Below are 26,329 nucleotides of genomic sequence, written 5' to 3'. Positions count from 1 at the left end.
CCCGAACCGGATCTGGCAACGGAGCGTGACATGGCACTGAAGGTACTGATCGTTGACGATGAAGCGCTGGCGCGATCCCGGCTGCGCACGCTGTTGGGCGAATGCACCGAGCCACGGGCCGATGTGGTGGGTGAGGCGTCGAACGCGGTGCAGGCGATGGAGCAGATCCAGCGCACGGGTTGTGACCTGGTGATGCTGGACATCCACATGCCGGGCGTGGACGGCATGGCGCTGGCGAGCACGCTGCGCCAGATGGCGGCGCCGCCGGCGATTGTGTTCGTGACGGCTTATGCTGAGCATGCGGTGCATGCGTTCGAGCTGGAGGCGGTGGATTACCTGACCAAGCCGGTGCGGCGCGAGCGTCTGCAGCAGGCGTTGCAGAAGGTGATGAAGCAGCGCAGCGCGGGCGAGGGTGTGCAGGACGGGGGTTTGCCCGAGAGCCTGATCATTCAGGAGCGGGGCCGCAGCGAGCGGGTGGCGCTGGCCGATGTGATCTACCTCAAGGCCGAGTTGAAATACATCACCGTGCGCACGGCGGACAAGGAACACATCTTCGACGGCGCTTTGAGCGATCTGGAACAACGCTATGCCCACCTGTTCGTGCGGGTGCACCGCAACGCGCTGGTGTCGCGCCGGGCGGTTCGCGCGGTTGAGAAGCACAACGATCCGGTCGAGGGCGAGGGCTGGATGGTGCGGCTCGATGGGGTCGAGGAACGCCTGGCCGTTTCTCGCCGTCAACTGGCGGCGGTTCGTGAAGCGCTCATGAGCTGAGCTTCTTTCGTTGGCGTTGCTCCGGTCGCCAGCGGCTGGGGTGATCGCCTCCGCGAATGTCCCCCGAACCGGCTTCGCCGGTTCTCCTCCTTTACTTCGCTGCGGCGATCACCCCAGCCACCGGCGACCTCCCCGGCGAGCGGAGCGGTGGATGTCTGCTCTCTTTGACGTCACTGGCGCGAGGGTGTGGGCGCTCTGCGCAGCGGGGTAAAGGAGGAGCCCCGGCGAAGCCGGGGCGGGGGACACCCGCGGAGCAGAGCGCCCACACCCTCGCGGCCCGCGAGGTACAACGAACCAAGGGAGCCTCAGACCTCCGCCGCCTCCACCAGAAACCGGACCCGCCGCTGCCCCTGCCACTCATCCGCATCCAACCGGAAAGCGATCTTCACCCGCTGTGGCAGCGGCTCCGTGTGGCCGAACCAGATGCCGTCCACCGGTTCACCCTGGTGCTTGAGCTTCAGCGCCAGGTGCTTCTCGCCCACGAGACGCTGCGACACCACCACCACCTCCTCGCAGAACACCGGTGGCGCGAACCCCTGACCCCACACCTCCTGGTGCAACGTGTCCACCAGATCCGCGCGACGGTACTTCGTGTCCAGCGGGCCGTCCGCCTCCATGCGGCGCTGCAACGTCGCGGCGTCCAGCCACTCGTGCGCCACCTGCTGCAAGGCCGCCTCGAACGTCTCCAGCTGCTCCTCATCGATCGTGCAGCCCGCCGCCATCGCATGCGCACCAAACCGCAACAACACCCCCGGATGCCGCTTCGCCACCAGGTCGAGCGCATCGCGCAGATGAAAACCCGCGATCGAGCGCCCCGAGCCCTTGAGCTCGTGCTCCTTGCCCTCGGCACCGCTGGCCGCGAACACGAAGGTGGGGCGGTGCAGCTTGTCCTTCAGCCGCGAGGCCACGATGCCCACCACGCCCTCGTGGAAGTCGGGATCGAACACCACCAGCGCCGGTGGCGGCTCCTCGGATTCGTCGAACATCTCCTCGGCCATCTGCAAGGCCTGCTCGCGCATGTCGCCCTCGATCGCCTTGCGCTCGCGGTTGATGCCGTCCAGCGTGCGCGCCAGCTCGTCGGCGCGCAGCGCGTCCTCGGTGGTCAGGCACTCGATGCCCAGCGTCATGTCGGCCAGGCGGCCCGCCGCGTTCAGGCGTGGGCCCAGGGCGAAGCCGAAGTCGAAACCGGTGGCGGCGGCCGGCTTGCGCGCGGCGGCGTTGAACAGCGCCGTCATGCCCGGCGGCATCGCACCCGCGCGCACCCGCTTCAAGCCCTGCGCCACCAGGCGGCGGTTGTTGGCGTCGAGCTTGACCACGTCGGCCACGGTCCCCAGCGCCACCAGCGGCAGCAGGGTGTCGATCTTGGGCTGGTTCTGCGCGGTGAACACACCGCGCTCGCGCAGCTCGGCCCGCAGCGCCAGCAGCACGTAGAACATCACGCCCACCCCCGCGATCGACTTGCTCTCGAAGGCGCAGCCCGGCTGGTTGGGGTTGACGATGATGCAGTCCACCGGCAGGGCGATCTCGCCGTCCTTCAGCGCGGGCAGGTGGTGGTCGGTCACGATCACGTCCAGGCCCAGCTCGCGCGCGGCGCGCACACCGTCCACGCTGGCGATGCCGTTGTCCACCGTCACCAGCACGTCGGCGCCCTGGGCCTTCACGCGCTTCGCGATCGAGGGCGTGAGGCCATAGCCGTCCGTCACGCGGTCGGGCACCAGGTAGTTCACGCGGTCGAAACCCAGGGGCGCGCCCAGCAGGCGCAGGCCGCGCAGGCCGACCGCGCAGGCGGTGGCACCGTCGCAGTCGTAGTCGGCCACGATGCAGATGGATTTGCCTGCGGCCATCGCGTCGGCCAAGGCGCGCGCGGCCTCCTGGGCACCGAGCATCGAGGACGGCGGCAGCAGGCGCGCGAGCGCGTCGTCGAGCTCGTCCTTGCTGGTGATGCCGCGCGCGGCGAACAGGCGCGCCAGCAGGGGATGCAGGCCGCTTTGCTCCAGCGCCCAGGCGGCACGGGGAGGCACGTCGCGGGTGATGATCTTCATAGGGTGTCCAGGGTCTTCCAGGCCGGGGTGGGGCCCAGCAGGTTCTTGATGAGGCGGCCGAGGCGTGCGCCGGCGCCTCGGGGGGCGTTCGTGAAGCGCTGTGCGGCGCGTTCGCCGCACAGGGTGAGGGTGACCGCTTCGCCGCGTTGCGCGCGTTCGCGCCATTCGGCGATGGGGCCGGCATCGAGCGCGGCCCAGGCCTGCCGCCACGCGGCCCAGTCGGCCTGCAGCGCGGCGCGGCGCAACGCATCGGGCTGGGCCGGTGGGGGCTGCGGCGTGATGGGGCGGTCCAGCGCGCCGGCCCCGCTGACCCAGAACCCGTTGACCGGGTGCAGCCGCGCGGCCTCGCGCGCATCGTGCACGGCGTGGGTGTAGAACAGCATCTGCGCCTCGCTCTGCAGGCGCTTGAGCAGCAGGCCCCCGGCCGGGTTGGCCGTGCTTTCGGCCATCCAGGCCTCCACCGAGCGGCCGCTCACGCGGTCCAGGCTGGCGCAGGCGATGCCGCGCAGCGGCTCCCCGCGCGCGTGCCAGCGCGTGGCCGACTGGTAGGTGAGGGTGATGCCGTCTTCAGCGCAATAGGGCGCCAGGGCGTCGAACAGCGCGCGCGAGTGGTCGTCGCTCAGGCCCAATTGATCACCGGGCAACAGCGTCACCTGTTCCATGCCGACCTGAAAGTGGCAGGGCGTGAACCAGGCCTGGGGCGTGTCGGGTTGCGCGTCTTCCATCGCGGCCCAGGGAATCAGGCCGTCGCCGAAGGGGCAGCCGTCGGCGCGCACCAGGCCCAGCGCCTGCGCCAAGGCGCGTTCGTGCGGCGGGCTCAGGCTGTGGTCGTCGCCCGCGTCGGCGTAGACAGGCACCAGTTCGGCCAGCAGCGCGGTGAGCTGGGGCAAGGGCAAACCCGGGAGCGCGGCGCGGCAGGCGGGGTCGCTCGCGCTGGCGAAAGGAACCAGCAGGTGCAGGCGAGGCTCAGAGGCCGGGTAGGGGGCGGGCATGCCGTGATTGTCGGGGATGCCACAATGCCCGCTGCATCCCACCACCAACTGCATGCAAACCCCTTACGAACTCATCCTGGGCTGGCGCTACACCCGCGCCGGCCGCGCCACCCGGCGCAACGGTTTCATCTCCTTCATCTCGGGCGTGTCCATGCTGGGCATCGCGCTGGGCGTGGCCGCGCTCATCATCGTGCTCTCGGTGATGAACGGCTTCCAGAAGGAGGTGCGCGACCGCATGCTGGGCGTGCTCTCGCACATCGAGGTGTTCGAGCCCAGCGGCCAGGCGATCCCCAACCTGGCCGACACGCTGGCCCGCATCGAGCGCCATCCCGAGGTGGTGGGCGCCGCGCCGTTCGTGGGCGCGCAGGCGCTGATCGCGCGCGGCGAGGACATGAAGGGCGCATTGGTGCGCGGCATCGACCCCGCGCTCGAACCCAAGGTGACCGACCTGGCGGCGGAACTGGCCGACACCATGCTGCCGCGCCTGGTGCCCGGCGAGTTCGGCGTCATCCTCGGCGGTGAGCTGGCGCGCAGCCTGGGCGTGATCGCGGGCGACAGCGTCACGCTGATCGCGCCCAACGGCCAGGTGACGCCGGCAGGCGTGGTGCCGCGCATCCGCCAGATGACGGTGGTGGGCACCTTCGATTCGGGCCACTTCGAGTACGACTCGGCCCTGGCCCTGCTGCACCAGGACGACGCCGCGCGCATCTTCCGCGTGGAGGGCCCGACCGGCGTGCGCGTGAAGATCAAGAACCTGCACCAGGCGCGCGAGGTGGCCCTGTCCATCGCCTCCGACCTCGACCCCGGCCTGCTGGTGCGCGACTGGACGCGCCAGAACCGCACCTGGTTCGCGGCCGTGCAGCTCGAGAAACGCATGATGTTCATCATCCTCACGCTGATCGTGGCCGTGGCCGCGTTCAACCTCGTGTCCACGCTGGTGATGACGGTGACCGACAAGCGCGCCGACATCGCCATCCTGCGCACGCTGGGCGCGAGCCCGCAGAGCATCATGGGCGTGTTCATGGTGCAGGGCGCCATGGTGGGCATCATCGGCACCGGCGCGGGCCTGCTGCTCGGCCTGGGCGTGGCCTTCAACATCGACACCCTGGTGCCCGCGCTCGAACGCCTGCTGGGCGCGAGTTTCCTGCCGCAGGACATCTACCTCATCAGCCGCATGCCCAGCGATCCGCAGCAGACCGACATCCTGCCGGTCGCGCTGATTTCGCTGGTGCTGGCCTTCCTGCGCACGATCTACCCGAGCTGGCGCGCCAGCCGCGTGAACCCCGCCGAGGCCTTGCGCTATGAGTGACACCGTTCTCCAGGCCCAGGGCCTCACCAAGCGCTTCCACGAAGGCCGGCTCGACGTCACCGTGCTCAAGGGCGTGGACCTCGCGGTGCGCGCGGGCGAAACCGTGGCCATCGTCGGCGCCTCGGGCTCGGGCAAGAGCACCTTGCTGCACCTGCTCGGCGGGCTGGACGCGCCCACCAGCGGCAGCGTGCAGCTGATGGGGCAGACCCTCTCGGGCCTGAGCGCCACGCAACAAGGCACGCTGCGCAACCGGCACCTGGGCTTCGTCTACCAGTTCCACCACCTGCTGCCCGAATTCAGCGCGCGCGACAACGTGGCGATGCCGCTGTGGATCCGCCGCCTGCCGCGCGCCGAGGCGGCGCAGCAGGCCGAGCAGATGCTCGCGCGCGTGGGCCTGGGCGAGCGCCTGCACCACCGGCCGGCCGAGCTGTCGGGTGGCGAGCGCCAGCGCGTGGCAATCGCGCGCGCGCTGGTGACGCAACCGGCCTGCGTGCTGGCCGACGAACCCACCGGCAACCTGGACCGCAGCACCGCCGAGGGCGTGTTCCAGCTCATGCTGGAACTGGCCCGCGACCAGGGCACGGCCTTTATCGTCGTCACGCACGACGAGGCGCTGGCTGCGCGTTGTGCACGCGTGCTGCGGTTGACCGCAGGCGTTCTGACTTAGGGCTTGGTTCTGCTAAAGCGCAGGGGTTTGTCGAGGCCCTGCACGTGCATCAGCATCGTCCGTCCCTGCACCTCCAGTCGCTGGGCCTTCTGCAGCGCGTCCAGGTAGCGCGTTTCCTGGTCGTTCACCGCTTCGGGGCAGGCCATGCGCGTGCCGCCGAGCTGGCCGATGGCCACGCGGTCCTGCATCAGGGTGTACGAGCCGAAGAAGCGGTTGCACGAGCTGTTGCCGGCCACGCGCCCGGCTTCGGGGAAGGCGAGCGTGGCCTGCACGCGGTCCAGCACGCCGCGCCCGCCCAGGTCTTCCAACAGCCATTCGCTGCCCACCAGCGGGGCGGGCGCGGGGACGCCGGGCAGGGCGCAGGCGCTGAGGGCCAGCAGGGCGGGCACGGCGAGCGAGGCGAGGCGGGTGGTGTGTGACATGGTGATTTCCTTTCTTGCTGGCATTCTTGTGAGCGGGCCGGTGCGCTGGCGCTTGCCGGCACAATGGCCGTTATACCGCCATGTGGATCGACACACACTGCCATCTGGATGCGCCCGAGTTCGGCGCCGACCACGCTCTCGCGATCAGCCTGCGTGAAGTCGCGGCCGCGCGCGGCGTGGGCCGGTGCGTCATTCCCGCTGTGGCGCGCTTCAATTTCGACACCGTGCGCCTGCTCGCGCACCGCCTGGGCGACGCCTATGCGCTGGGCATCCACCCGCTGTGCGTGCCCAAGGCGACGGAAGACGACCTCACGGCCCTGGACGCGGCGCTCACCGATCACCGCGACGATCCCCGCCTCGTCGCGGTGGGTGAGATCGGCCTGGATTTTTTCGTGCCCGAACTCTGCACGCCCGAGATGCGCGAGCGGCAGACCGCCTTCTACCGCGCGCAGCTTCGGCTGGCGCGAAAGCACGGCCTGCCGGTGATCGTGCACGTGCGCCGCAGTGCCGACCTGTTGCTCAAGCATTTGCGTGAACTGCCGGTGGCCGGCATCGCGCACGCCTTCAACGGCAGCGAACAGCAGGCGCAGGCCTTCATCGATCTGGGTTTCAAGCTGGGCTTCGGTGGCGCGAGCACCTTCGAGCCCGCGCGGCAGCTGCGCCGGCTCGCGGCCGAATTGCCCTTGTCGGCGTTGGTGATGGAGACCGATGCGCCGGACATTCCGCCGCAGTGGCTGTACGTGACGGCGGCCGAGCGCGAGGCCGGGCGCGCGCAGGGCCTCAACAGCCCGGCGGAGCTGCCGCGCATCGGGGCGGTGGTGGCGGGTTTGCGGGGCATGCCGGTGGAGGATCTGATGGTGGCGAGCACCGTGAATGCCCTGGTGGCGTTGCCGCGCTTGGGGGCTTTGGCATGAGCCGGTTGCAGGGTCTGGCACCGGTGTTGAGCGCGAACACGCGGGTGTTGGTGCTGGGCAGTTTTCCGGGGGTGGCGTCGTTGCGGGCGCAGCAGTATTACGGCCATCCACAGAACCATTTCTGGAAGATCCTGGGGGCTTTGTGGGCCTTGCCTTTGCCTGCGATGGATTACGCGGGGCGGGTGGCGGCGTTGCGCGAGCACGGGCTGGGGGTGTGGGATGTGTACGGGGCCTGCGAGCGTGAGGGGAGTCTGGACGCCAACATCCTGAATGCGGAGTTGAACGATTTTTCGATGGTGCTGCGTGAGTGCCCGATGCTGGAGGCGATCGCCCACAACGGGGGCGAGAGTTTCCGGCATTCGCGGCACACGGAGAAGCTGGGGGTGCCGGTGTACCGGTTGCCTTCCACGAGTCCGGCGAATGCGAGTTGGAGTTTTGATCGCAAGCTGGCGGCTTGGGCTGAGGTGTTGCGGCGGCATGGGGTGGGGGGGTGAGTTCCTTGTTGGGTTGAGACCTCGCGGGCTCGGAGCGATAGGGCGCTCTGCTCCGCGGGTGTCCCCCGGCGGCTGGTGCCGCCTCCTCCTTTACCCCGCTGCGCAGAACGCCCTATCACTCCGAGCTACCCATTTGCAGGCACTCGACTCTCCCGCATACCAACCCTGCGGTTCACCGGGGGTGGCCGACGCAGCGAAGTAAAGGAGGAGGGGCGGCGAAGCCGCCCCGGGGGACATGAGCGGAGTCGGCCACCCCCGGTGAACCGCAGGGCGCCGCCGGAGAAAAACCCAACCCGACACTGTGTTCATAATCGTCCTCCCAAGGCCAGACACCCAGATGCAGCACTCCCCCCACCCCTCCGAACATTCCCCGCGTGACAGCGAGGGCAAGGCATGAAGGCCGGCGCCAATGCCGCCGCGCGCGCACGGCGCGCGGTCCAGACCCTGCCGGACGTGACCATCTCCGAAGACAGCGAAGTGCGCTTCCTGCACCTGGGCACCGAATGGATCCAGGGCTCGATGCTGCTGGAGTCGCCGTTCGACATCGAACTCGACTACGTCCAGCGCATGATGGCCTGGCTGCTCTTCGTCGATCCGGACTCGGTGCCCAAACGCCGCGCACTGCAGCTGGGCCTGGGCTCCGCCGCACTCACCAAGTTCTGCTTCAAGAAACTGCGCATGGACACCACCGCGATCGAGATCAACCCGCAGGTGGTCGCGGTGTGCCGGCAGTGGTTCAAACTGCCCGCCGACGGGCCGCGCCTGCGCGTGCTGCTCGCCGACGCCGGTGAAGAGATCCGCCGCGCCGACCACGTCGGCGCCTACGACGCGCTGCAGGTGGACCTCTACGACCACGAAGCCGCCGCCCCCGTGCTCGACAGCCCCGACTTCTACGCCGATTGCCGCGCCGCGCTCACCGACGACGGCTGCCTCACCGTCAACCTCTTCGGCCGCGACGCGAGCTACGAGCGCTCGCTGCAAAGCATCTGCGCCGCCTTCGTGTCCGACGCGGTCTGGGCCTTCAAGCCCACGCGCGAAGGCAACACCGTGGTGCTGGCCCAACGCACCGCCGAGCGGCCCACCCGCATGGCCCTGCTGGCGCGCGCGGAAGCGGTGCAGGCGCGCTGGGGTTTACCCGCTGTGAAGTGGCTGCGCCTGTTCAAACCGGTATCCTGATCGACGCATGAAGACCTCGCCGACGCCACCGCAGCAGCAACAGAAGACATTCGATGGCCCGCTCGACTGGCGCAGCCTCGTGGGCTGGCTGCGCGAGGACGGCATCATCTCCGCCGAGGAGGCCGAGCGCACCACCACGCGCTGCGCCTCGGCGCACAGTTCGCAGCACCCGCTGCAGCGCCTGGCGGTGGTGGGCATGTCGCGCAAGGCCGACCAGCACGTGCTCGACGTGGAGATGCTCACGCAATGGCTGGCCCAACGCAGCGGCCTGGAGTACATGCGCATCGACCCGCTGAAGGTGGATGTGGGCAAGGTGGCCGACGTGATGAGCGCCGCCTACGCCGAACGCCACAAGGTGCTGCCGGTGCTGGTGAGCCCGAACGAGGTGGTGGTGGCCACGGCCGAGCCCTTCATCCGCGACTGGGTGCCCGAGGTGGAGCGCCAGACCCGGCGCAGCGTGCGCCTGGTGCTCTCCAGCCCGCAGTCCATCAAGAGCTTCACCGGGGAGTTCTTCGCGCTGGCCAAGTCGGTGCGCGCGGCCAACAAGAGCGGCGCGCCGGGCGGCTTCGGCAGCTTCGAACAGCTGGTGGAGCTGGGCAAGGCGAACAAGCAGCTCGACGCCAACGACCAGGGCGTGGTGCAGGTGGTGGACTGGCTCTGGCAATACGCCTTCGACCAGCGCGCCAGCGACATCCACCTCGAACCCCGGCGCGAGCAGGGTGTGATCCGCTTCCGCATCGACGGCGTGCTGCACCCCGTCTACCAGATGCCCATCGGCGTGATGAACGCGATGACCGCGCGCATCAAGCTGCTGGGCCGCATGGACGTGGTCGAGCGGCGCCGCCCACAGGACGGCCGCATCAAGACCCTGCGCCCGGGCGTGGGCGGCGCGCGCGGCGACGAGGTGGAAATGCGCCTGTCCACCCTGCCCACCGCGTTCGGCGAAAAGCTGGTCATGCGCATCTTCGACCCCGAGTCGACCGTGAAGGACCTCAGCGCCCTGGGCTTCGCCGCGCACGACGCCCAGCGCTGGGAAAGCCTGACCCGGCAACCGCACGGCATCGTGCTGGTGACCGGCCCCACCGGCTCGGGCAAGACCACCACGCTGTACGCCACGCTCAAGCGCCTGGCGCACGGAAGAGGTCAATGTGAGCACGGTGGAAGACCCGATCGAGATGATCGAGCCGGCTTTCAACCAGACCCAGGTGCAACCTCACCTGGACCTCGACTTCGCGCAGGGCCTGCGCTCGCTGATGCGGCAGGACCCGGACATCATCATGGTCGGCGAGGTGCGCGACCTGGCCACCGCCGAGATGGCGGTGCAGGCCGCGCTCACCGGCCACCTGGTGTTCACCACGCTGCACACCAACGACGCGCCCTCGGCCATCATGCGGCTGATGGAGCTGGGCATTCCGCCCTACCTGATCAACGCCACCGTGCTGGGCGTGCTCGCCCAGCGCCTGGTGCGCACGATGTGCCCGGCCTGCCGCAAGCCACAGGACCAGGACGAGACCGCGGCCTCGCGGGCGACGCTGACCGAGCTGGTCAAGCCCTGGCAGGTCAGCGGCAGCTACCGGCCCTACCAGCCGGTGGGCTGCGTGGACTGCCGCATGACCGGCTTCCGAGGCCGCATGGGCCTGTACGAACTGCTGGTGGTCACCGAGGCCTTCAAGGACAAGGTCAGCCGCGAGCCCGTGCTCGACGCGCTGCGCCGGCAGGCCGTGCAGGATGGCATGCGGCCGCTGCGCCTGGCGGGCGCGGCGCGCGTGGCCGAGGGCCTGACCACCATGGACGAGGTGCTGGCCTGCACGCCGCCCGTGCAGTGAGCCGTCCGCGCGGTCACCACGACGCATGATCAAGAACCTGCAGGACTTTCTGGCCGGGCTGCTGTTCCTGGCCCTGGGCGTGGGTTTCGGCTGGGCCGCCTCGCGCCATGCGCTGGGCTCGGCGGCGCAGATGGGCCCGGGGTATGTGCCCCTGCTGCTGGGCCTCGTGCTGGGGCTGCTGGGCCTGCTCATCCTGTTCAAGGCGCTGACCTTCGAGGCCCTGGGCGGCGGGCGCGTGCGGCACTGGGGCTGGGGCCCCTTGCTGCGCCTGCTCGGTGGTCTCTTGTGGCTGGCCTTGTGCAGCGGGCCGGCGCAGTGGCCCTGGATCGGGGCCTGGTTCACTGGCTGGCCCACGCTGGGCCTGGCGGCGGGGGTGTCGGGTCTGGTGCTGGCGGTGGTGCCGGGTGAGCCCGGTGGCGCCAGCGGGCGCGTGTGGCTGTGGGCCATCGCGCTGGCGGCGGTGGTGTGTGCGCTGTGGATCGGCCCCCTGGGGCTGGATCTGCCGCTGTGGCCCACGCGCGCCTTGCGCTGAATACCGCGGGGACGCACGGGCATGGTGGACTTTTCCTGGTGGGACTCGCTGGCGCAGGGCCTGGCCGCGGTGTGGGGCTGGCAGGCGCTGGGCCTGATCGCGCTCGGTGTGCTGGTGGGCAGCGTGTTCGGCGTGCTGCCGGGCCTGGGGCCGGTGGCCGCCATCGCGCTGCTGCTGCCGGCCACGCTGGGCCTGCCCTCGTTGCCCGCGCTGCTGGTGCTGGCAGGCGTCTACTACGGCGCGCAGTACGGGGGCTCGCTGCCGGCCATCGTGCTCGACCAGCCTGGCGAGGCCTCGTCGGTGATGACCAGCCACGACGGGCATCCGATGGCCTTGCAGGGCCGGGCGGGCGTGGCGCTGTCCATGGCGACGATCAGTTCGTTCGCCGCCGGTTGCCTGGCCATCGCGCTGGTGGTCCTGCTCGCGCCGGCGGTGGTGTCACTGGGCCTGCAGTTCGGCGCGGCCGAGCGTTTCCTGCTGCTGGTCGTCGGGCTGGTGGGCGCGACGGTGCTGGCCTCGGGCTCGTTCCTCAAGGCGCTGGCCATGACGGTGCTGGGCCTGTTGCTCGGCCTGATGGGCTGGGACGTGCACACCGGCACCGCGCGCTTCGTGCCCGAAGGCCTGGAGCCCTGGATGGGGCGCCACCACGGTCTGACCGAAGGCGTGGGCTTCATCGCGCTGGCGCTGGGCTTTTTCGTGGTCGCGCCGGTGGCGGCCGAACTGGCGGGCCTCTCCGCCCTGGCGCCTGCGGCGCCTGTGCGCGAAACGCCCCCGGGCACACCGGTGGTCTCGGGCATGGCGACGCGGCCCACGCGCGAGGAACTCAAGGACGCGCTGCCGGCCCTGCTGCGCGGCACCGGCCTGGGTGCGGTGCTCGGCGTGGTGCCGGGCGGCGGCGCGTTGCTGTCCTCGCTGGCGGCGTACCGGCTGGAGGTCGTGGTCTCGCGCCACCGCACGCCGCCGCTGGGCCAGGGCAACCTGCGCGGCGTGGCCGCGCCCGAGGCCGCCAACAACGCGGGCGCGCAGACCGCCTACCTGCCCATGCTGGCCCTGGGTCTGCCGCCCAACACCGTGATGGCGCTGCTGCTGGGGGCGCTCGGCCTGCACGCCATCGAGCCCGGTCCCTCGGTCATGGGCGTGCAGCCTTCGCTGTTCTGGGGCCTGCTGGTGTCCATGTGGGTGGGCAACCTGCTGTTGCTGCTGCTCAACCTGCCGCTGGCGCGCTGGTGGGCGCCTGTGCTGCTGGGCGTGTTGCGCGTGCCGCGCCGCGCGCTGCTGGCCGGTCTGCTGGTGGCCGCCGGCCTGGGCGCGCTGGCGCTCGGCCCGCACGGCTGGGGCGTGTGGCTGGTCATCGGGCTGGGCCTGCTGGGCTTCGTGCTGCAGCGCCTGGGCTGCGAGGGCGTGGCGCTGTTGCTGGGCTTCGTGCTCGCCCCGGGCCTGGAAGAGCAACTGCGCCGCACGCTGCGGCTCTCGCGCGGCGACTGGTTCGTGTTCCTGGAGCGGCCGGTCTCCGCCCTGCTGCTGATGGTGGCGCATCCTGCTGCTGCTGGTCGTGGTGCTGCAGCCGCGCCGGCGCGCGCCGGACTGACGCAGCCTGCCATCGCCAAAGACGAAGCCCCGCGCGCCACGGGCCCTTCGCCGCGCCCGGATAATCGGCTGGATGCCCGCCGCGCCTTCCGCTTCCCACCCCTCGCCCCACCTCGCCACCGGCCTGTTGCTGGCGCAGCGCGGGCTCCATTGCCTTCAGCGGGAAGGCCATCATCGTCAAGCTGGCCTACCGCCATGGGGTCGATGCGGTCACGCTCATCATGTACCGCATGCTGTTCGCGCTGCCGCTGTTCCTGGCGCTGGCCTGGTGGGCCAGCCACCGGCCCGGCGGCGAGAAACCGGCCCCGCTCACGCGGCGCGACTGGCTGGGCGTGCTCGGCCTGGGCTTCACCGGTTATTACCTCGCGAGTTTCCTGGACTTCTGGGGCCTGCAGTACATCAGCGCGAGCCTGGAGCGCCTGATCCTGTACCTCAACCCCACGCTGGTGCTGTTGCTGGGCTGGGTGGTCTACAAGCGGCGCGTCACCGGCCTGCAGGCTATCGCCATGGCCGTGAGCTATGCCGGCGTGATGCTGGTGTTCGGCCACGAGGCCGGCTTTCAGGGGCCGGATGCGGTGCTGGGCACGGTGCTGGTGTTCGGCAGCGCCGTGAGCTACGCCATCTACCTCGTGTACAGCGGCGAACTCGTCAAGCGGCTGGGCTCGATGCGCCTGGTGGGCCTGGCCACCAGCGTGGCCTGCGTGCTGTGCCTGCTGCAGTTCGTGCTGCTGCGGCCGATGAGTGCGGCCGCCGTGGCACCCGAGGTGATCTGGCTCTCGCTGCTCAACGCCACGCTGTGCACCTTCGCGCCGGTGGTGATGGTGATGATGGCGATCGAGCGCATCGGCGCCGGCCTGTCGGCGCAGACCGGGATGATCGGCCCCATGTCCACCATCGTGATGGGCGTGCTGATCCTCGATGAACCTTTCAACCGCTGGATCGTCGCGGGCACGGTGCTGGTGCTCGGCGGCGTCTTCCTGGTGACGCGCTTTGGCTCGGCACCGAAAAAATAACCTCTGGAGATTCACATGGATTTGGGCATCAAGGGCAAATGGGCGCTGGTGTGCGGCGCGAGCAAGGGCCTGGGCCTGGGCTGCGCGCAGGCGCTCGTGGCCGAGGGCGTCAACGTGGTGCTGGTCGCGCGCGGCGCGGCCGACCTCGACGCGGCGGTGAGCGCGCTGCGCGCTGCGGCACCCGGCGTCAACGTGCTGGGCGTGGCGGCCGACATCACCACGACCGAAGGCCGCGCGGCCGCGCTGTCGGTGGCGGGCGGGCCGGGCAAGGCCTTCGACATCCTGGTCAACAACGCGGGCGGTCCGCCGCCGGGCGATTTCCGCTCGTGGGAGCGCGACGACTGGATCCAGGCGCTGGACGCCAACATGCTCACGCCGATCGAACTCATCAAGGCCGTGGTGGACGGCATGGCGCAACGCGGCTTCGGCCGCATCGTCAACATCACCTCGGGCGCGGTGAAGGCCCCGATCGGCATCCTGGGCCTGTCCAACGGCGCGCGCAGCGGCCTCACGGGTTTCGTGGCCGGTGCCGCGCGCAGCCCGCTGGCCGCGCAGGGCGTGACCATCAACAACCTGCTGCCGGGCGCGTTCGAGACCGACCGCCTCAAGACCACCATGGCCGGTGCTGCCAGCAAGGCGGGCCAGCCGCTGGACGCCGTGATGGACGCGCGCCGCAGCACCATCCCGGCCAAGCGCTTTGCGCAGCCCGCAGGAGTTCGGCGCGATCTGCGCCTTCCTGTGCAGCGTGCACGCGGGCTACATGACGGGCCAGAACGTGCTGGCCGACGGCGGCGCCTACCCAGGCACGTTCTGAGGCCGCGCGGCACCCCTGCACCAGGCTTGTGCGAGGGTGTCGAAAAGCGGTGAAAACGCACCGCCGAGGCGCATTTTCCGCACCACTTCCATGCGGTTTTTCCGAATGAAAACCGCCGCGGAAAAGTCGTGCGTTGATGCCTCAACTTGTGGGGGTGCCCGTCGATAGTTGGACCACGTTCAACCCTCCTCGATCGCCCCTCATGCCGTCCCTGATCCGAAACCTGCGCCTGGTCCACAAGCTCGTCCTGCTCGGACTCATCGCCGCCTTGCTGGTGGCCGTCCCCCTGACGGCCTATGTGCGCGACGCGCTGGGTGGACTCGCCGCCATCGAGGCCGAGCGCCAGGGCCTGGCGCCTTCGCGCTCGCTGCTGGAGGTGGTGCGCCTGGCGCAGATCCACCGCGGCATGACGGCCACCGTGCTGGGCGGCAAGGCCGATGCCGAGCCCCAGCGCCAGACCCGCGCGGCCGAGGTGCAGCAGGCGGTGCAGCGCTTCGAGGCGCTGCTGGCCAGCGACGTGGACGACGCGCGCATCCGCCGCGACTGGCGGGGCATCGTGGAGCAGTGGCAGTCGCTGTCGCAGGCGGTGGCCGCGCGCGGTGTCACGGGGCCGGAGAGCTTCGCGCGCCACACCGCGATGATCGCGGGCCTGATCGAACTCAACGACCGCGTGTCGGACCACTTCGGCCTGACCTCCGACCCGGACAAGTCCACCTACTTCCTGATCATCGGCACGCTGCAGCAGATGCCGCGCCTGACCGAGATGCTGGGCCAGGCGCGGGCGCGTGGGTCCGCGCTGCTGGTGCGCCAGTCGGCCACGCCGGAAGAGAAGGCGCAGATCGCCAGCCTGGTCGAGCGCGCGCGCGTCGGTGTGCGCGAGCTCGACATCAGCCTGGAGAAGGCGTTCGAACACGACCCCACGCTCAAGACCCGCCTGGCCGCCTCGCATGCGCAGGCGCGCAGCGAATTCGAAGGCGCGCTCAAGCTGGCGCGCGAGCAGATCGTCGAGGCGCCGGTGCTGCAGTACGCCTCGGCCGACTACTTCAAGGCCACGACCACCGCGATCGACGGCATGTACGGCCTGAGCGACCGCGCGACGAAGGAACTGGGTGTGGAGATCGAAAGTCGTTACACCGAACAGCGCGGCGAACTGGGCTGGGTGCTGGGCACCATCGCGGCGCTGCTGGGCGCGGGCGTGGCCTTCGCGATCGTCATCGGCCGCTCGATCACGCGCCCGGCCGAGCTGGCCCGCACGGTGGCGGCCCGCGTGGCCGCCGGCGACCTGAGCCAGGCCGTGCCATCGGGTGGTGGCGACGAGATGGGCCAGTTGCTCCGGGCCATGTCGACCATGCAGGCCGAGCTCACCCGCGTGGTGGGCAGCGTGCGCGGCAACGCCGAGGGCGTGGCCGCGGCCAGCTCGCAGATCGCCCAGGGCAACCACGACCTGTCGGCGCGCACCGAGCAGCAGGCCTCGGCGCTGGAGGAAACCGCCGCCTCGATGGAAGAGCTGAGCTCCACCGTGAAGCTCAACGCCGAGAACGCGCAGCAGGCCAACCGGCTGGCGATCAGCGCCTCCGAAGTCGCGACGCAGGGCGGTGACGCCGTGAGCCGGGTGGTCGACATGATGAAGGGCATCAACGACAGCTCGCGCCAGATCGCCGACATCATCAGCGTGATCGACGGCATCGCCTTCCAGACCAACATCCTCGCGCTCAACGCCGCGGTGGAGGCCGCGCGTGCGGGCGAGCAGGGCCGGGGCTTCGCGGTGGTGGCGGCCGAGGTGCGCAGCCTGGCGCAGCGCAGCGCCGCCGCGGCCAAGGAGATCAAGGGCCTGATCGAAGTGAGCGTGGACCGCGTGGAGCAGGGCACGGCGCTGGTGGACCAGGCCGGCAGCACCATGAGCGAGGTGGTGGGTTCGATCCGCCGCGTGACCGACATCGTGGGCGAGATCAGCGCGGCCAGCCGCGAGCAGAGCGACGGCGTGTCGCAGGTCGGCGAGGCGGTGACGCAGATGGACCAGGCCACGCAGCAGAACGCCGCGCTGGTGGAGGAAAGCGCCGCGGCGGCGCAGAGCCTGAAGTCGCAGGCCGATCAGCTGGTGCAGGCGGTGGCGGCGTTCAGACTCGCCTGATCACTTTCTCGACGAGACCAGGATGCCGCCCACGATCAGCACGAAACCGAGCGCGTGGTAGAGCCGGGGCGGCTCGCCCAGCAGGGTGGCCGAGAGCAGGGCGGCGAACAGCGGCGTGAGGTTGTTGAAGAACGCGGCCAGGGCCGGGCCTACGCGCGCCACGCCCGCGCCCCAGCAGCGGTAGGCCACCAGCGAAGGGCCCACGGCCACGTACACCAGCGCGGCGGCCAGCGGCCAGCCCCACTGGATGGGGTGCTGCCCTTCGGCCAGCGGGGGCAGCGTGAGCCACTCGCCCGCGGCGAACAGGCCCGACCACAGCACGCCCATGACGATCTGCGCGAGCAGGAAGGCGGCCCAGTCGGCCTTGATGTGGGCAGGCTCCGTGCCGGGCTTGGGGCGCACCAGCAGCCAGCTGTACCAGGCCCAGAGCAATGAGGCCAGCAGCATCCAGCCGTCGCCCGGCACCAGCTTCACCGCCAGCAGGTGGTCGAGCTCGCCGTGCGAGAGCACCACCGCCACGCCGGACAGCGAGAGCAGGGCACCCAGGGCCGCGCGCCGGGAGATCGCCAGCGCCATAGAAGATCCGGCCCAGCAGCAGCATCCACACCGGCATGCTGGCCGCGACGAGCGTCACGTTCATCGGGGTGGAGGTCTTCAGGGCCACGTACTGGAAGGCGTTGTAGCAGCCCACGCCCAGCAGGCCCAGCAGGGCGAAGCGCCGCCAGTGCGGCCACAGGCCGTCGGGGCCCGGGCGCAGAACCCGGCCGGCGAACGGCAGCAACAGCAGGAAGGCCAGGGTCCAGCGCAGGAAGTTCAGCGTGACCGGCGGCACCACACCCTGCATCATGCGGCCGACCACCGCATTGCCCGCCCACATCAAGGGCGGAATGACGAGCAGCAGAAGGGTGGTGGGGCTGAGACGGGCACTGGCGTTCTGGGACATGGCCCGCACTGTACCCGCGAGCCCATGACCGGCGAGGGCCTGGGGGTGATGCGAAGCGGCATCGGCAGGGCGGGCGTTTCGTGGCAGCATGGCCGCTTTCGAACCCCGAGGAGAAACCGAGATGAGCGAACAGACCAGCCGCGCCGTGCGCATCCATGCCGTGGGCGGCCCCGAGCAACTGGTGATCGACACCGTGAGCGTGGGCGAACCCGGGCCTGGCCAGGTGCGCATCCGGCACCACGCCATCGGCCTGAACTTCATCGACGTGTACCAGCGCACCGGCCTGTACCCCTTCCCCCTGCCGCTGGCGCTGGGCATGGAAGGCGCGGGCGTGGTCGAGGCGGTGGGCGAGGGCGTGACGCACCTGAAAGCGGGGGACCGCGCGGCCTATGCCGCCAACCCGCCCGGCAGCTACAGCGATGTGCGCGTGATGCCGGCCATGAACGTCTGCCGGCTGCCCGATGCGATCGACTTCGAGACCGGCGCGGCCATGATGCTCAAGGGCCTGACCGCGCAGTACCTGCTCAAGCGCTGCCGCCCCGTCGAGGGGCTGGAGGCGGGTGATTTCGTGCTGTTCCATGCCGCCGCCGGTGGCGTGGGCCTGATCGCGAGCCAGTGGGCGAAGTCGCTCGGCCTGCAGCTGATCGGCACCGCGGGGTCCGACGAGAAGTGCGCGCTGGCCCTGGCGCACGGCGCGGCCCACGCCATCAACTACCGCACCGAGGATTTCGCGGCGCGCGTCAAGGACATCACCAACGGCCAGGGCGTGAAGGTGGTCTACGACTCGGTGGGCAAGGACACCTTTGAAAAATCGCTGGACTGCCTGCGCCCCTTCGGCCTGATGGTGAGCTTCGGCAACGCCTCGGGCCCGGTGCCGCCGTTCGCGCCCGGCCTCCTGGCGGCCAAGGGCTCGCTCTACGTGACGCGCCAGACCCTGTTCGCCCACATCACCAGCCGCGAGCGCACCCAGGCCATGGCCGACGACCTGTTCGCGGTGGTGGAGGGTGGCAAGGTGAAGGTGCGCATCGACCAGCGCTTCGAGTTGACCGATGTGCAGGCCGCGCACAAGAGCCTGGAGGCGCGCGCCACCACCGGCTGCACGGTGCTGCTGCCGTAAAAAAAGCGGCCTGGGCCGCTTTTTTCGTCAGGCCGGTTGCGCCACCTTGGGCGCGACCTCGGCCAGGGCCCGTTCCAGGTGCTGGAGCGTGGCCGGCACGTCGTGCCATTTGTCCAGGCCGAACAGGCCGATGCGGAAGGTCTTGAAGTCCGGGCCTTCGTCGCACTGCAGCGGCACGCCGGCCGCGGTCTGCAGGCCTTGCGCGAGGAATTTCTTGCTCGACTGGATGTCGGGGTCGGTGGTGTGGCTCACCACCACGCCCGGCGCCTGGAAGCCGGCCGCGGCCACGCTGGGGAAGCCGTGGCGCACCAGCAGCGCGCGCACCTGCGCGCCCAGCGCCACCTGCTCCTGCCGCACGCGCTCGAAGCCGTAGGCCTCGGTTTCCTTCATGGTCTCGCGCAGGCGGGTGAGCGCGTCGGTGGGCAGGGTGGTGTGGTACGCGTGGCCGCCGCCTTCGTAGGTTTCCATGATCTGCAGCCACTTCTTGAGGTCCATCGCGAAGGTGGTGCTCTGCGTGGCGTCGATGGCGCTGCGGGCGCGTTCGCTGAGCATCACCATGGCGCAGCAGGGCGAGCTGCTCCAGCCCTTCTGCGGGGCCGAGATGAGGAGGTCGACGCCGGTGGCCTTCATGTCCACCCACATCGCGCCGGAGGCGATGCAGTCGAGCACGAACAGGCCGCCCACGGCGTGCACCGCATCGGCCACGGCCTCGAGGTAGTCGTCGGGCAGGATCATGCCGGCGGCGGTTTCCACGTGCGGGGCGAACACCAGGGCCGGTTTTTCGCGCGCGATGGTGGCCACCACCTCGTCGATCGGCGCGGGCGCCCAGGGGGCCTGCGCGCCGTCGCCGGTGCGCCGTGCCTTCATCACGGTGTGGCTGGCGGGGATGCCGCCCATGTCGAAGATCTGCGTCCAGCGGTAGCTGAACCAGCCGTTGCGGATCACCAGCACATGTTTGCCGTGCGCGAACTGGCGCGCCACCGATTCCATGCCGAAGGTGCCGCTGCCGGGCACCAGCACGGCCGAGTGCGCGCCGTAGACGCGCTTGAGCATGGCCGAGATGTCGGTCATCACGCCCTGGAAACGCTTGGACATGTGGTTGAGCGCGCGATCGGTGTAGACGACCGAGAACTCGAGCAGACCGTCGGGGTCGATGTGGGGCAGCAGTCCGGGCATGTTGTCTCCTGTGTCGGGCGCAAAAACGGAGAGCCAGCGTAGCACAGCCCTCCCAGGCTTGCACCCGTACGGATGCTCAGAGCCGGCTGGCGTGCGACGGTGGGGTGGGTTCGCGCAGGCGGCTGGGGGCCAGCACGCCGGCGCTGTCCAGGATGGGGTAGGCGATCGAGCAGATGTGCGAGTTGATGCGTTTCAAGTCGCTGATCAGGTCCAGGTGCAGCGAGCTGGTGTCCATGCTCTGCGGGGTCATGCCGGAGAGCCGGTCCAGGTGGGTGGCGGCGTACTCGCGTTCCATGTCGCGAAAGCGCACCTTCTCTTCCACCAGCTTCTGCGCGTCGCGCACGTTGCCGTTGAGGAACACGCTCATGCCCAGGCGCAGGTTGTCGAGCAGACGCGCGTGCAGTTCGGTGATCTCGGCCATGCCGGCCTCGGAGAAGCTGCGGCCCTTGCGGATCTTCTTGTCCTCGATGTCCAGCAGCACGCGCTCGACGGTGTCGCCGATCTGCTCCATGTTGATGGTGAAGCTGATGATGTCGGTCCAGCGCCGGCTCTCGGCCTCGCTGAGCTGCTGGCGCGAGATCTTGGTGAGGTAGTACTTGATCGAGGAGTAGAGGTTGTCGACGGTGTCGTCGAGCTTGCGCAGGTCCTGCGAGAGCTTGGCGTCGTTGTTGCGGATCACGGTGACCACGCCGCGCAGCATGGTCTCGACCACGTCGGCCTGGTGCATGGCCTCGCGCGCGGCGCAGGAGATGGCCAGCGAGGGCGTGCGCCAGGGCCGAGGGGTCGAGGTGGTTGGGCCGGTCCAGCGGGCTCTTGTCCTTCTTCAGCGGCAGCAGGCGGTTGACCATGCGGGCGACCGGCTTGGTCAGGCCGATGAAGACCGCGCCGACCATCAGGTTGAAGCTCAGGTGGAACAGCACGGTGAGCGTGGCCGGGTCCTGCACCAGCGGCTGCATGACCTGCAGCCACAGGGGAATGAGCCAGATCGCGATCGCACGCCCAGCACCTTGAACAGCAGGTTGCCCAGCGGCACCTGGCGGGTGCTGATGCCGGACTTGGCGGTGGTGATCACGGCCAGCAGCCCGCTGCCCAGGTTGGCGCCGAGCACGATGCCCAGGGCCACGTCCAGCCCGACCACCTGCAGCGCCAGGGAGGACGCCAGCAGCACCACCGCGAGGCTGGAGTAGGCCACCACGGCCAGCGCGGCGCCCAGCAGGATCTCCAGCAGCAGGTCGCTGGTGAGCGATTCCAGCATCAGCTGCACGGCGGGGTTCTGCGTCAGCACGCTGGTGGCGGCCGAAATGAGCCGCAGGGCCAGCAGCATCAGGCCCAGGCCGATCAGCACGCGGCCGAAGTCGCCCACCGGCGTGCCTTGGCGCGAGATGAACAGCGTGACGCCCAGGAAGATGAACAGCGGCGAGAGCCAGGACAGGTCGAAGGAGAACACCACCGCCATCAGGCTGGTGCCGATGTCGGCGCCCAACATCACCGCCAGGGCGGCGGGCAGCGCGATCAGGCCGCGGCCCACGAAGGAGGCGGTGATCAGCGCGGTGGCGGTGCTGGATTGCACCAGGGCGGTCACGCCCAGGCCGGAGAGGGCGGCGGTGAAGCGGTTGCCCATGCTCGCGGCGAGGAACTGCCGCAGGTTGCTGCCGAAGACGCGCAGCACGCCGGCCCGCACCAGGTGGGTGCCCCAAACCAGCAAGGCAATGGCCGCGAGAAGGTCCAGCAGATGTTTCATGAACCTCAAAACTATACGCCCCGGGGCGAAGCCCCGTGGGCGGTGCGGACTCGCGGGGCCGCGCGGGGGGTCAGCGGCGGCGGCGCACGCGCAGGATCTCGTCCAGGATCAGGGCCGCGGCACCGACCGAAATCGCGATGTCCGCGAGGTTGAACGAGGGGAAATGTCCGCCCGGGAACAGGCCGGCCAGGAAGGACCAGTGGAAGTCGAGAAAGTCCACCACGTAGCCGTGCCACAGGCGGTCGATCACGTTGCCCAGGGCGCCGCCCAGGATGCACGACAGCGCGAACGCGAACAGCTTCTGGCCCGGGTGCGAGCGCAGCATCCAGACGATGAAGACCGCCGCGCCCACGCCCACGGCGGTGAAGAACCAGCGCTGCCAGCCCCCGGCGCCTGCCAGGAACGAAAACGCCGCGCCCGTGTTGTGCACGCGCACGAGGTTGAAGAAGCTGGTGACGTGCGTGCTGTCGCCCAGCTGGTACACCGCCAGGATCCACTGCTTGGTGAGCTGGTCGGCCACCAGCAGGGCGGCCGCCAGGCCGAGCCAGGGCCAGAGGTGGCTGTTGGGGCTGTTGTTCGACATCAGGCCACCGTGCGCGGCTCGCCCGCGCCGAACAGGTTGCTGGTGCAGCGGCCGCACAGCGTGGGGTGCGCGGCGTCCGTGCCCACGTCGTCGCGGTAGTGCCAGCAGCGCTCGCACTTGGTGGCGCTGGACGGCACGACCTGCACCGACAGCTCGTCGCCGGCCAGCAGTTCCACGGCCGAGACGATCAGCGCGAACCTCAGGTCATCGCCCAGCGAGGCCAGCAGGGCATGGTCATCGGCCGGGGCGGTGAGGCGCACGTTGGCTTGCAGCGAGGAGCCCACCTGGCCGGCGGTGCGCACGGTCTCGATCTCCTTGTTCACCAGGTTGCGCACTTCGCACAGGCGCGTCCACTTGGCCAGCAGCGCCTCGTCGGCGTTGGGCAGCTGGGCGTAGGTCTCGAAGAAGATCGAGCCCTGGTTCTGCGCACCCGCGAGCACCGGCCAGGCCTCTTCGGCGGTGAAGCTCATGAACGGCGCCATCCAGCGCAGCATGGCGTGGGTGATCTGGTGCAGCGCGGTCTGGGCGCTGCGCCGCGCCAGGCTCTTGGGTGCGGTGGTGTAGAGCCGGTCCTTGAGCACGTCGAGGTAGAACGCGCCCAGGTCTTCCGAGCAGTACACCTGCAGCTTGGCCACCACGGGGTGGAACTCGTACACGTCGTAGTGCGCCAGCACCTCGGCCTGGAACTGCGCCGCGCGCGCGAGCGCGTAGCGGTCGATCTCCAGCATCTGGTCCAGCGGCACGGCGTCGGTGGCCGGGTCGAAGTCGCTCACGTTGGCGAGCAGGAAGCGCAGCGTGTTGCGGATGCGGCGGTAGGCGTCGACCACGCGGGCGAGGATCTTGTCGTCGCCGGCGATGTCGCCCGAGTAGTCGCTCGCGGCCACCCACAGGCGGATGATCTCGGCGCCCAGCTTCTTGGTCACCTCCTGCGGGTCGATGCCGTTGCCGAGCGACTTGCTCATCTTGCGGCCCTGGCTGTCCACGGTGAAGCCGTGGGTGAGCAGGCCTCGGTAGGGCGCGCGGTCGTGCAGGGCGCAGCCCAGCAGCAGCGAGGAATGGAACCAGCCCCGGTGCTGGTCGTGGCCTTCGAGGTACAGATCGGCCTCGGGTCCTTGCGAGTGGAAGGCGCCATTGACGTAGGCCTTGGCGTGGCTGCCGCGCAGCACGTGCTGGAAGGTCGAGCCGGAGTCGAACCAGACCTCCAGGATGTCCTGGCTCTTGGTGTAGTTCGGCGCGTCCTGCGCGCCCAGGATGTCCTCGGCCGTCACGCGGCTCCAGGCCTCGATGCCGCCCTTCTCGACGATGTCGGCCGCCTGGTCGAGGATCTCCATGGTGCGCGGGTGCAGCTCACCCGAGTCCTTGTGCAGGAAGAAGGGGATGGGCACGCCCCAGCTGCGCTGGCGCGAGATGCACCAGTCGGGCCGGTTGGCGATCATGTCGTGCAGGCGCGCCTTGCCGTTCTCCGGGAAGAAGTGGGTGTGCTCGATCGCGTCCAGCGCGGTCTGGCGCAGGGTGCGCGGCGCCTTGTCCTTGGTGAACACGCCCTCGCCCTCGTCCATGCGGATGAACCACTGCGCGGCGGCGCGGTAGATCACCGGTGTCTTGTGGCGCCAGCAGTGCGGGTAGCTGTGGGTGATGGGCTGGGTCGCCATGAGGCGGCCGGCGTTCTTCAGCGCCTCCAGGATGGCCGGCACGGCCTTCCAGATGTGCTGGCCGCCGAACAGCGGGAAGTCGGCCGCGTAGGTGCCGTTGCCCTGCACCGGGTTGAGGATGTCGTCGTAGGCCAGGCCGTGCGACACGCAGGAGTTGAAGTCATCCACGCCGTAGGCCGGGGCCGAGTGCACGATGCCGGTGCCGTCGCTGTCGCTCACGTAGTCGGCCAGGTACAGCGGCGAGAGGCGGCGGTAGCCGGCGTCCACGTCGTACAGGGGGTGGCGGAAGCTCAGGTCGCGCAGGGCCTCGCCGGGGGCGGTGGCGATCACCTGGCCTTCGAGCTGGAAGCGCTCCAGGCATTTCTCGACCAGCGACTCGGCCAGCAGCAGCACGCCGCGCGGCGTGTCGACCAGCGCGTAGCCCAGGGCCGGGTGGGCGTTGAGCGCCTGGTTGGCCGGGATGGTCCAGGCGGTGGTGGTCCAGATGACGGCGAAGCCGGTCTTGCCGGCCGGCAGCGCGGCCAGGCCGAAGGCCTTGGCGAGCGCGGCCGGGTCGTTGGCTTCGAAGGCCACGTCCAGCGTGTCGCTCTTCTTGTCGGCGTACTCGATCTCGAACTCGGCCAGCGAGGAGCCGCAGTCGAAGCACCAGTACACGGGCTTGAGGCCTCGGTAGACGAAACCGCGCTCGATCACGCGCTTGAAGGCGCGGATCTCGCCCGCCTCGTTGGCCGGGTCCATGGTGCGGTAGGGGCGCTCCCAGTCACCGAGGATGCCCAGGCGCTTGAAGTCTTCGCGCTGCAGGCCGATCTGCTCGGTGGCATAGGCGCGGCTCTTGGCCTGCATGTCGTCGCGGCTGAGGTTGCGGCCGTGTTTTTCTCGATCGCGTTCTCGATCGGCAGGCCGTGGCAGTCCCAGCCCGGGATGTACTGGGCGTCGAAGCCGGCCAGCTGGCGGCTTTTGACGATCATGTCCTTGAGCACCTTGTTGACGGCGTGGCCCATGTGGATCTGGCCGTTGGCGTAGGGCGGGCCGTCGTGCAGCACGAACAGCGCCGCGCCTTCGCGGGCGTCGCGCAGGCGCTTGTAGAGGCCTTCCTGGTTCCAGCTGTTCACCCAGCCCGGCTCGCGCTTGGGCAGGTCGCCGCGCATGGGGAAGGGGGTGTCGGGCAGGTTGAGGGTGCTGCGGTAGTCGGTGGGGGTGTCGGACATGACGGGAGTTCCATGGTGGCTTCGACAAGCTCAGCCCGAACCGGGGGAGTGCGAGGGGACTGGAGACAGAAACCGTTCGCCCTGAGCCTGTCGAAGGGCAGCGACCGGACAGACAGGTCGTCTAAATTCGGTCGCGGGTGGTCTGCCGATGGGTCTGGGTGTGCAGCGACGCAAAGAACGCGCGTGCGTCGTCGCAGTCCCGTGCGATGCCCTGGGTCAGGGCGTCGAGGCTGTCGTACTTCAGCTCGTCATGCAGTTTGTGCAGCAGTTCCACGCGCACGATTTTACCGTAGGCCTCTCCGTCGGGCAGGCTGGCGGCCAAGGCGGGCGGCCAGTCGAGGCAATGGGTCTCCAGCAGCACCCGCCCGCCGTTGACGTCGTCCGGGTCCAGCGAGGGCCTCACCCCCAGGTCTGCCACGCCCGGCAGGGGGGGCGAATCGGCGTGTGGGCCCAGGCCATGCACGTGCACCGCGAAGATGCCGCTGGCCGCCGGTTTCCAGTGCGAAAAGCGCAGGTTGAGGGTGCGAAAGCCGTCGCCGCGCCCGGGGCTGCTCTCGGCCAGCTGGCGGCCGAGCTTGCGCCCGTGCACCACGTGGCCGCTGATGCTGTAGGGCCGGCCCAGCAGGGCGGCCACGTCGTCCATGCGGCCGGCGCCCAGAGCCTCGCGCACGGCGGAGCTGGACACACGCAGGCCGTGCACCTCGTAGCTTTGCATGCGCGCCACGTCGAAACCCAGGCGACCGCCGGCGGCATCGAGCATGGCGTAGTCGCCGGCCCGTTTGGAGCCGAAGCGGAAGTCGTCGCCCACCAGCACGTACTGCACGCCGAACGCGCCCACCAGCGTGTCCTCGATGAAGGCCTCGGGCGCCTGGTTGGCCAGCCGGGCATTGAACGGCAGGATCACGCATTCGTGCACGCCGCAGCGGTCCAGCTCCTGCAGCTTGTCGCGCAACGTGGCGATGCGCGCGGGCGCCAGTTCCGGCTTGTGGTGCAGGGCGGCGAAGTAGTCGCGCGGGTGCGGTTCGAAAGTCATCACGCAGCTGGGCACGCCGCGGTGCCGCGCCTCGTTGTTGAGCAGCGCGAGCATGGCCTGGTGGCCCCGGTGCACGCCGTCGAAGTTGCCGATGGTCAATGCGCAGCCCGGGGAGCCGGGGGGGCGGGAGCGCAGGCCGCGATAGATTTTCATGCCGTGAGAGGGGGTCAGAGGCTGGGTCGAAAG

General features: G+C 69.8%; 15 protein-coding genes and 7 pseudogenes. 13 read left to right on the top strand and 9 right to left on the bottom strand.

Annotated elements, in window-relative coordinates:
• Nucleotides 1–30 precede the first annotated feature (30 nt).
• Complete coding sequence (locus ACFJI0_RS17615) at nt 31–771, top strand: LytTR family DNA-binding domain-containing protein (protein ID WP_291121688.1); 741 nt, start codon at nt 31–33, stop codon at nt 769–771.
• 305 nt (nt 772–1,076) lie between these two features.
• On the opposite strand, the gene recJ is transcribed toward ACFJI0_RS17615, so the two are convergent.
• Both recJ and ACFJI0_RS17605 read right to left on the bottom strand, forming a co-directional pair.
• A complete protein-coding gene (gene recJ / locus ACFJI0_RS17610; protein WP_382321494.1) occupies nt 1,077–2,813 on the bottom strand; it encodes a single-stranded-DNA-specific exonuclease RecJ in 1,737 nt (578 codons plus the stop codon).
• Nucleotides 2,810–3,805 carry a phosphoglycerate mutase gene (locus ACFJI0_RS17605; protein WP_382321492.1) on the bottom strand — a complete coding sequence of 332 codons (996 nt, stop codon included), beginning with the start codon at nt 3,803–3,805 and terminating at the stop codon, nt 2,810–2,812. Before ACFJI0_RS17605 ends, recJ begins: the two co-directional genes overlap by 4 nt.
• Nucleotides 3,806–3,857: 52 nt before the next feature.
• Here ACFJI0_RS17605 and ACFJI0_RS17600 point away from each other — a divergent pair, with 52 nt between their 5' ends.
• The gene (locus ACFJI0_RS17600; protein ID WP_382321490.1) at nt 3,858–5,114 is read left to right on the top strand and encodes a lipoprotein-releasing ABC transporter permease subunit; all 1,257 of its coding nucleotides are present in this window, start codon (nt 3,858–3,860) and stop codon (nt 5,112–5,114) included.
• Nucleotides 5,107–5,781 carry a lipoprotein-releasing ABC transporter ATP-binding protein LolD gene (gene lolD / locus ACFJI0_RS17595; protein ID WP_382321488.1) on the top strand — a complete coding sequence of 225 codons (675 nt, stop codon included), beginning with the start codon at nt 5,107–5,109 and terminating at the stop codon, nt 5,779–5,781. The genes ACFJI0_RS17600 and lolD overlap by 8 nt, the downstream gene beginning before the upstream one ends.
• On the opposite strand, the gene ACFJI0_RS17590 is transcribed toward lolD, so the two are convergent.
• Nucleotides 5,778–6,203 carry an META domain-containing protein gene (locus tag ACFJI0_RS17590; RefSeq protein ID WP_382321485.1) on the bottom strand — a complete coding sequence of 142 codons (426 nt, stop codon included), beginning with the start codon at nt 6,201–6,203 and terminating at the stop codon, nt 5,778–5,780. The genes lolD and ACFJI0_RS17590 overlap by 4 nt on opposite strands.
• An 80-nt stretch (nt 6,204–6,283) precedes the next feature.
• Here ACFJI0_RS17590 and ACFJI0_RS17585 point away from each other — a divergent pair, with 80 nt between their 5' ends.
• The 9 genes and pseudogenes from ACFJI0_RS17585 to ACFJI0_RS17545 all read left to right on the top strand — a co-directional run bounded on the left by ACFJI0_RS17585 (nt 6,284) and on the right by ACFJI0_RS17545 (nt 16,690).
• Nucleotides 6,284–7,117 carry a TatD family hydrolase gene (locus ACFJI0_RS17585; protein ID WP_382321482.1) on the top strand — a complete coding sequence of 278 codons (834 nt, stop codon included), beginning with the start codon at nt 6,284–6,286 and terminating at the stop codon, nt 7,115–7,117.
• Nucleotides 7,114–7,611 carry a DNA-deoxyinosine glycosylase gene (locus ACFJI0_RS17580; RefSeq protein WP_382321480.1) on the top strand — a complete coding sequence of 166 codons (498 nt, stop codon included), beginning with the start codon at nt 7,114–7,116 and terminating at the stop codon, nt 7,609–7,611. Before ACFJI0_RS17585 ends, ACFJI0_RS17580 begins: the two co-directional genes overlap by 4 nt.
• Nucleotides 7,612–8,004: 393 nt before the next feature.
• The gene (locus ACFJI0_RS17575) at nt 8,005–8,787 is read left to right on the top strand and encodes a spermidine synthase (RefSeq protein ID WP_382321478.1); all 783 of its coding nucleotides are present in this window, start codon (nt 8,005–8,007) and stop codon (nt 8,785–8,787) included.
• Between the two features lie 7 nt (nt 8,788–8,794).
• Nucleotides 8,795–10,613 (top strand): annotated as a pseudogene (locus tag ACFJI0_RS17570) (GspE/PulE family protein).
• Nucleotides 10,614–10,638: 25 nt separating this feature from the next.
• Nucleotides 10,639–11,145 carry a hypothetical protein gene (locus ACFJI0_RS17565; protein ID WP_382321476.1) on the top strand — a complete coding sequence of 169 codons (507 nt, stop codon included), beginning with the start codon at nt 10,639–10,641 and terminating at the stop codon, nt 11,143–11,145.
• 21 nt (nt 11,146–11,166) lie between these two features.
• Nucleotides 11,167–12,733: pseudogene (locus tag ACFJI0_RS17560) on the top strand (tripartite tricarboxylate transporter permease).
• Between the two features lie 72 nt (nt 12,734–12,805).
• Nucleotides 12,806–13,745, top strand: a pseudogene (locus ACFJI0_RS17555) (DMT family transporter).
• A gap of 15 nt (nt 13,746–13,760) precedes the next feature.
• Nucleotides 13,761–14,559 (top strand): annotated as a pseudogene (locus ACFJI0_RS17550) (SDR family oxidoreductase).
• Between the two features lie 202 nt (nt 14,560–14,761).
• Entirely contained in the window at nt 14,762–16,690 is a 1,929-nt protein-coding gene (locus ACFJI0_RS17545; RefSeq protein WP_382321474.1) for a methyl-accepting chemotaxis protein, read from the top strand.
• On the opposite strand, the pseudogene ACFJI0_RS17540 reads toward ACFJI0_RS17545, so the two are convergent.
• Nucleotides 16,691–17,633: pseudogene (locus ACFJI0_RS17540) on the bottom strand (DMT family transporter).
• A gap of 121 nt (nt 17,634–17,754) precedes the next feature.
• Here ACFJI0_RS17540 and ACFJI0_RS17535 point away from each other — a divergent pair.
• Nucleotides 17,755–18,750: a quinone oxidoreductase family protein gene (locus ACFJI0_RS17535; RefSeq protein ID WP_382321472.1), complete on the top strand. Its 996-nt coding sequence runs from the start codon at nt 17,755–17,757 to the stop codon at nt 18,748–18,750.
• Nucleotides 18,751–18,777: 27 nt separating this feature from the next.
• On the opposite strand, the gene ACFJI0_RS17530 is transcribed toward ACFJI0_RS17535, so the two are convergent.
• The 5 genes and pseudogenes from ACFJI0_RS17530 to ACFJI0_RS17510 all read right to left on the bottom strand — a co-directional run bounded on the left by ACFJI0_RS17530 (nt 18,778) and on the right by ACFJI0_RS17510 (nt 26,296).
• Nucleotides 18,778–19,926 (bottom strand): aminotransferase class V-fold PLP-dependent enzyme, encoded by a 1,149-nt coding sequence (locus tag ACFJI0_RS17530; protein WP_382321470.1) that lies wholly within the window; start codon nt 19,924–19,926, stop codon nt 18,778–18,780.
• Between the two features lie 76 nt (nt 19,927–20,002).
• Nucleotides 20,003–21,667, bottom strand: a pseudogene (locus ACFJI0_RS17525) (Na/Pi cotransporter family protein).
• A gap of 70 nt (nt 21,668–21,737) precedes the next feature.
• Nucleotides 21,738–22,250, bottom strand: a complete 513-nt coding sequence (lspA, locus tag ACFJI0_RS17520) for a signal peptidase II (protein ID WP_382321468.1) — start codon at nt 22,248–22,250, stop codon at nt 21,738–21,740.
• Nucleotides 22,250–25,110: pseudogene (gene ileS, locus ACFJI0_RS17515) on the bottom strand (isoleucine--tRNA ligase). Before ileS ends, lspA begins: the two are co-directional and overlap by 1 nt.
• A gap of 121 nt (nt 25,111–25,231) precedes the next feature.
• Nucleotides 25,232–26,296, bottom strand: coding sequence for a bifunctional riboflavin kinase/FAD synthetase (locus ACFJI0_RS17510; RefSeq protein WP_382321465.1), 1,065 nt, complete (start codon nt 26,294–26,296; stop codon nt 25,232–25,234).
• Nucleotides 26,297–26,329: the final 33 nt, after the last annotated feature.

This window comes from Hydrogenophaga sp. UC242_53, from assembly GCF_042696965.1.
Classification (GTDB): Bacteria; Pseudomonadota; Gammaproteobacteria; order Burkholderiales; family Burkholderiaceae_C; genus Hydrogenophaga.
This window is presented reverse-complemented; position numbering and strand designations above follow the sequence as displayed.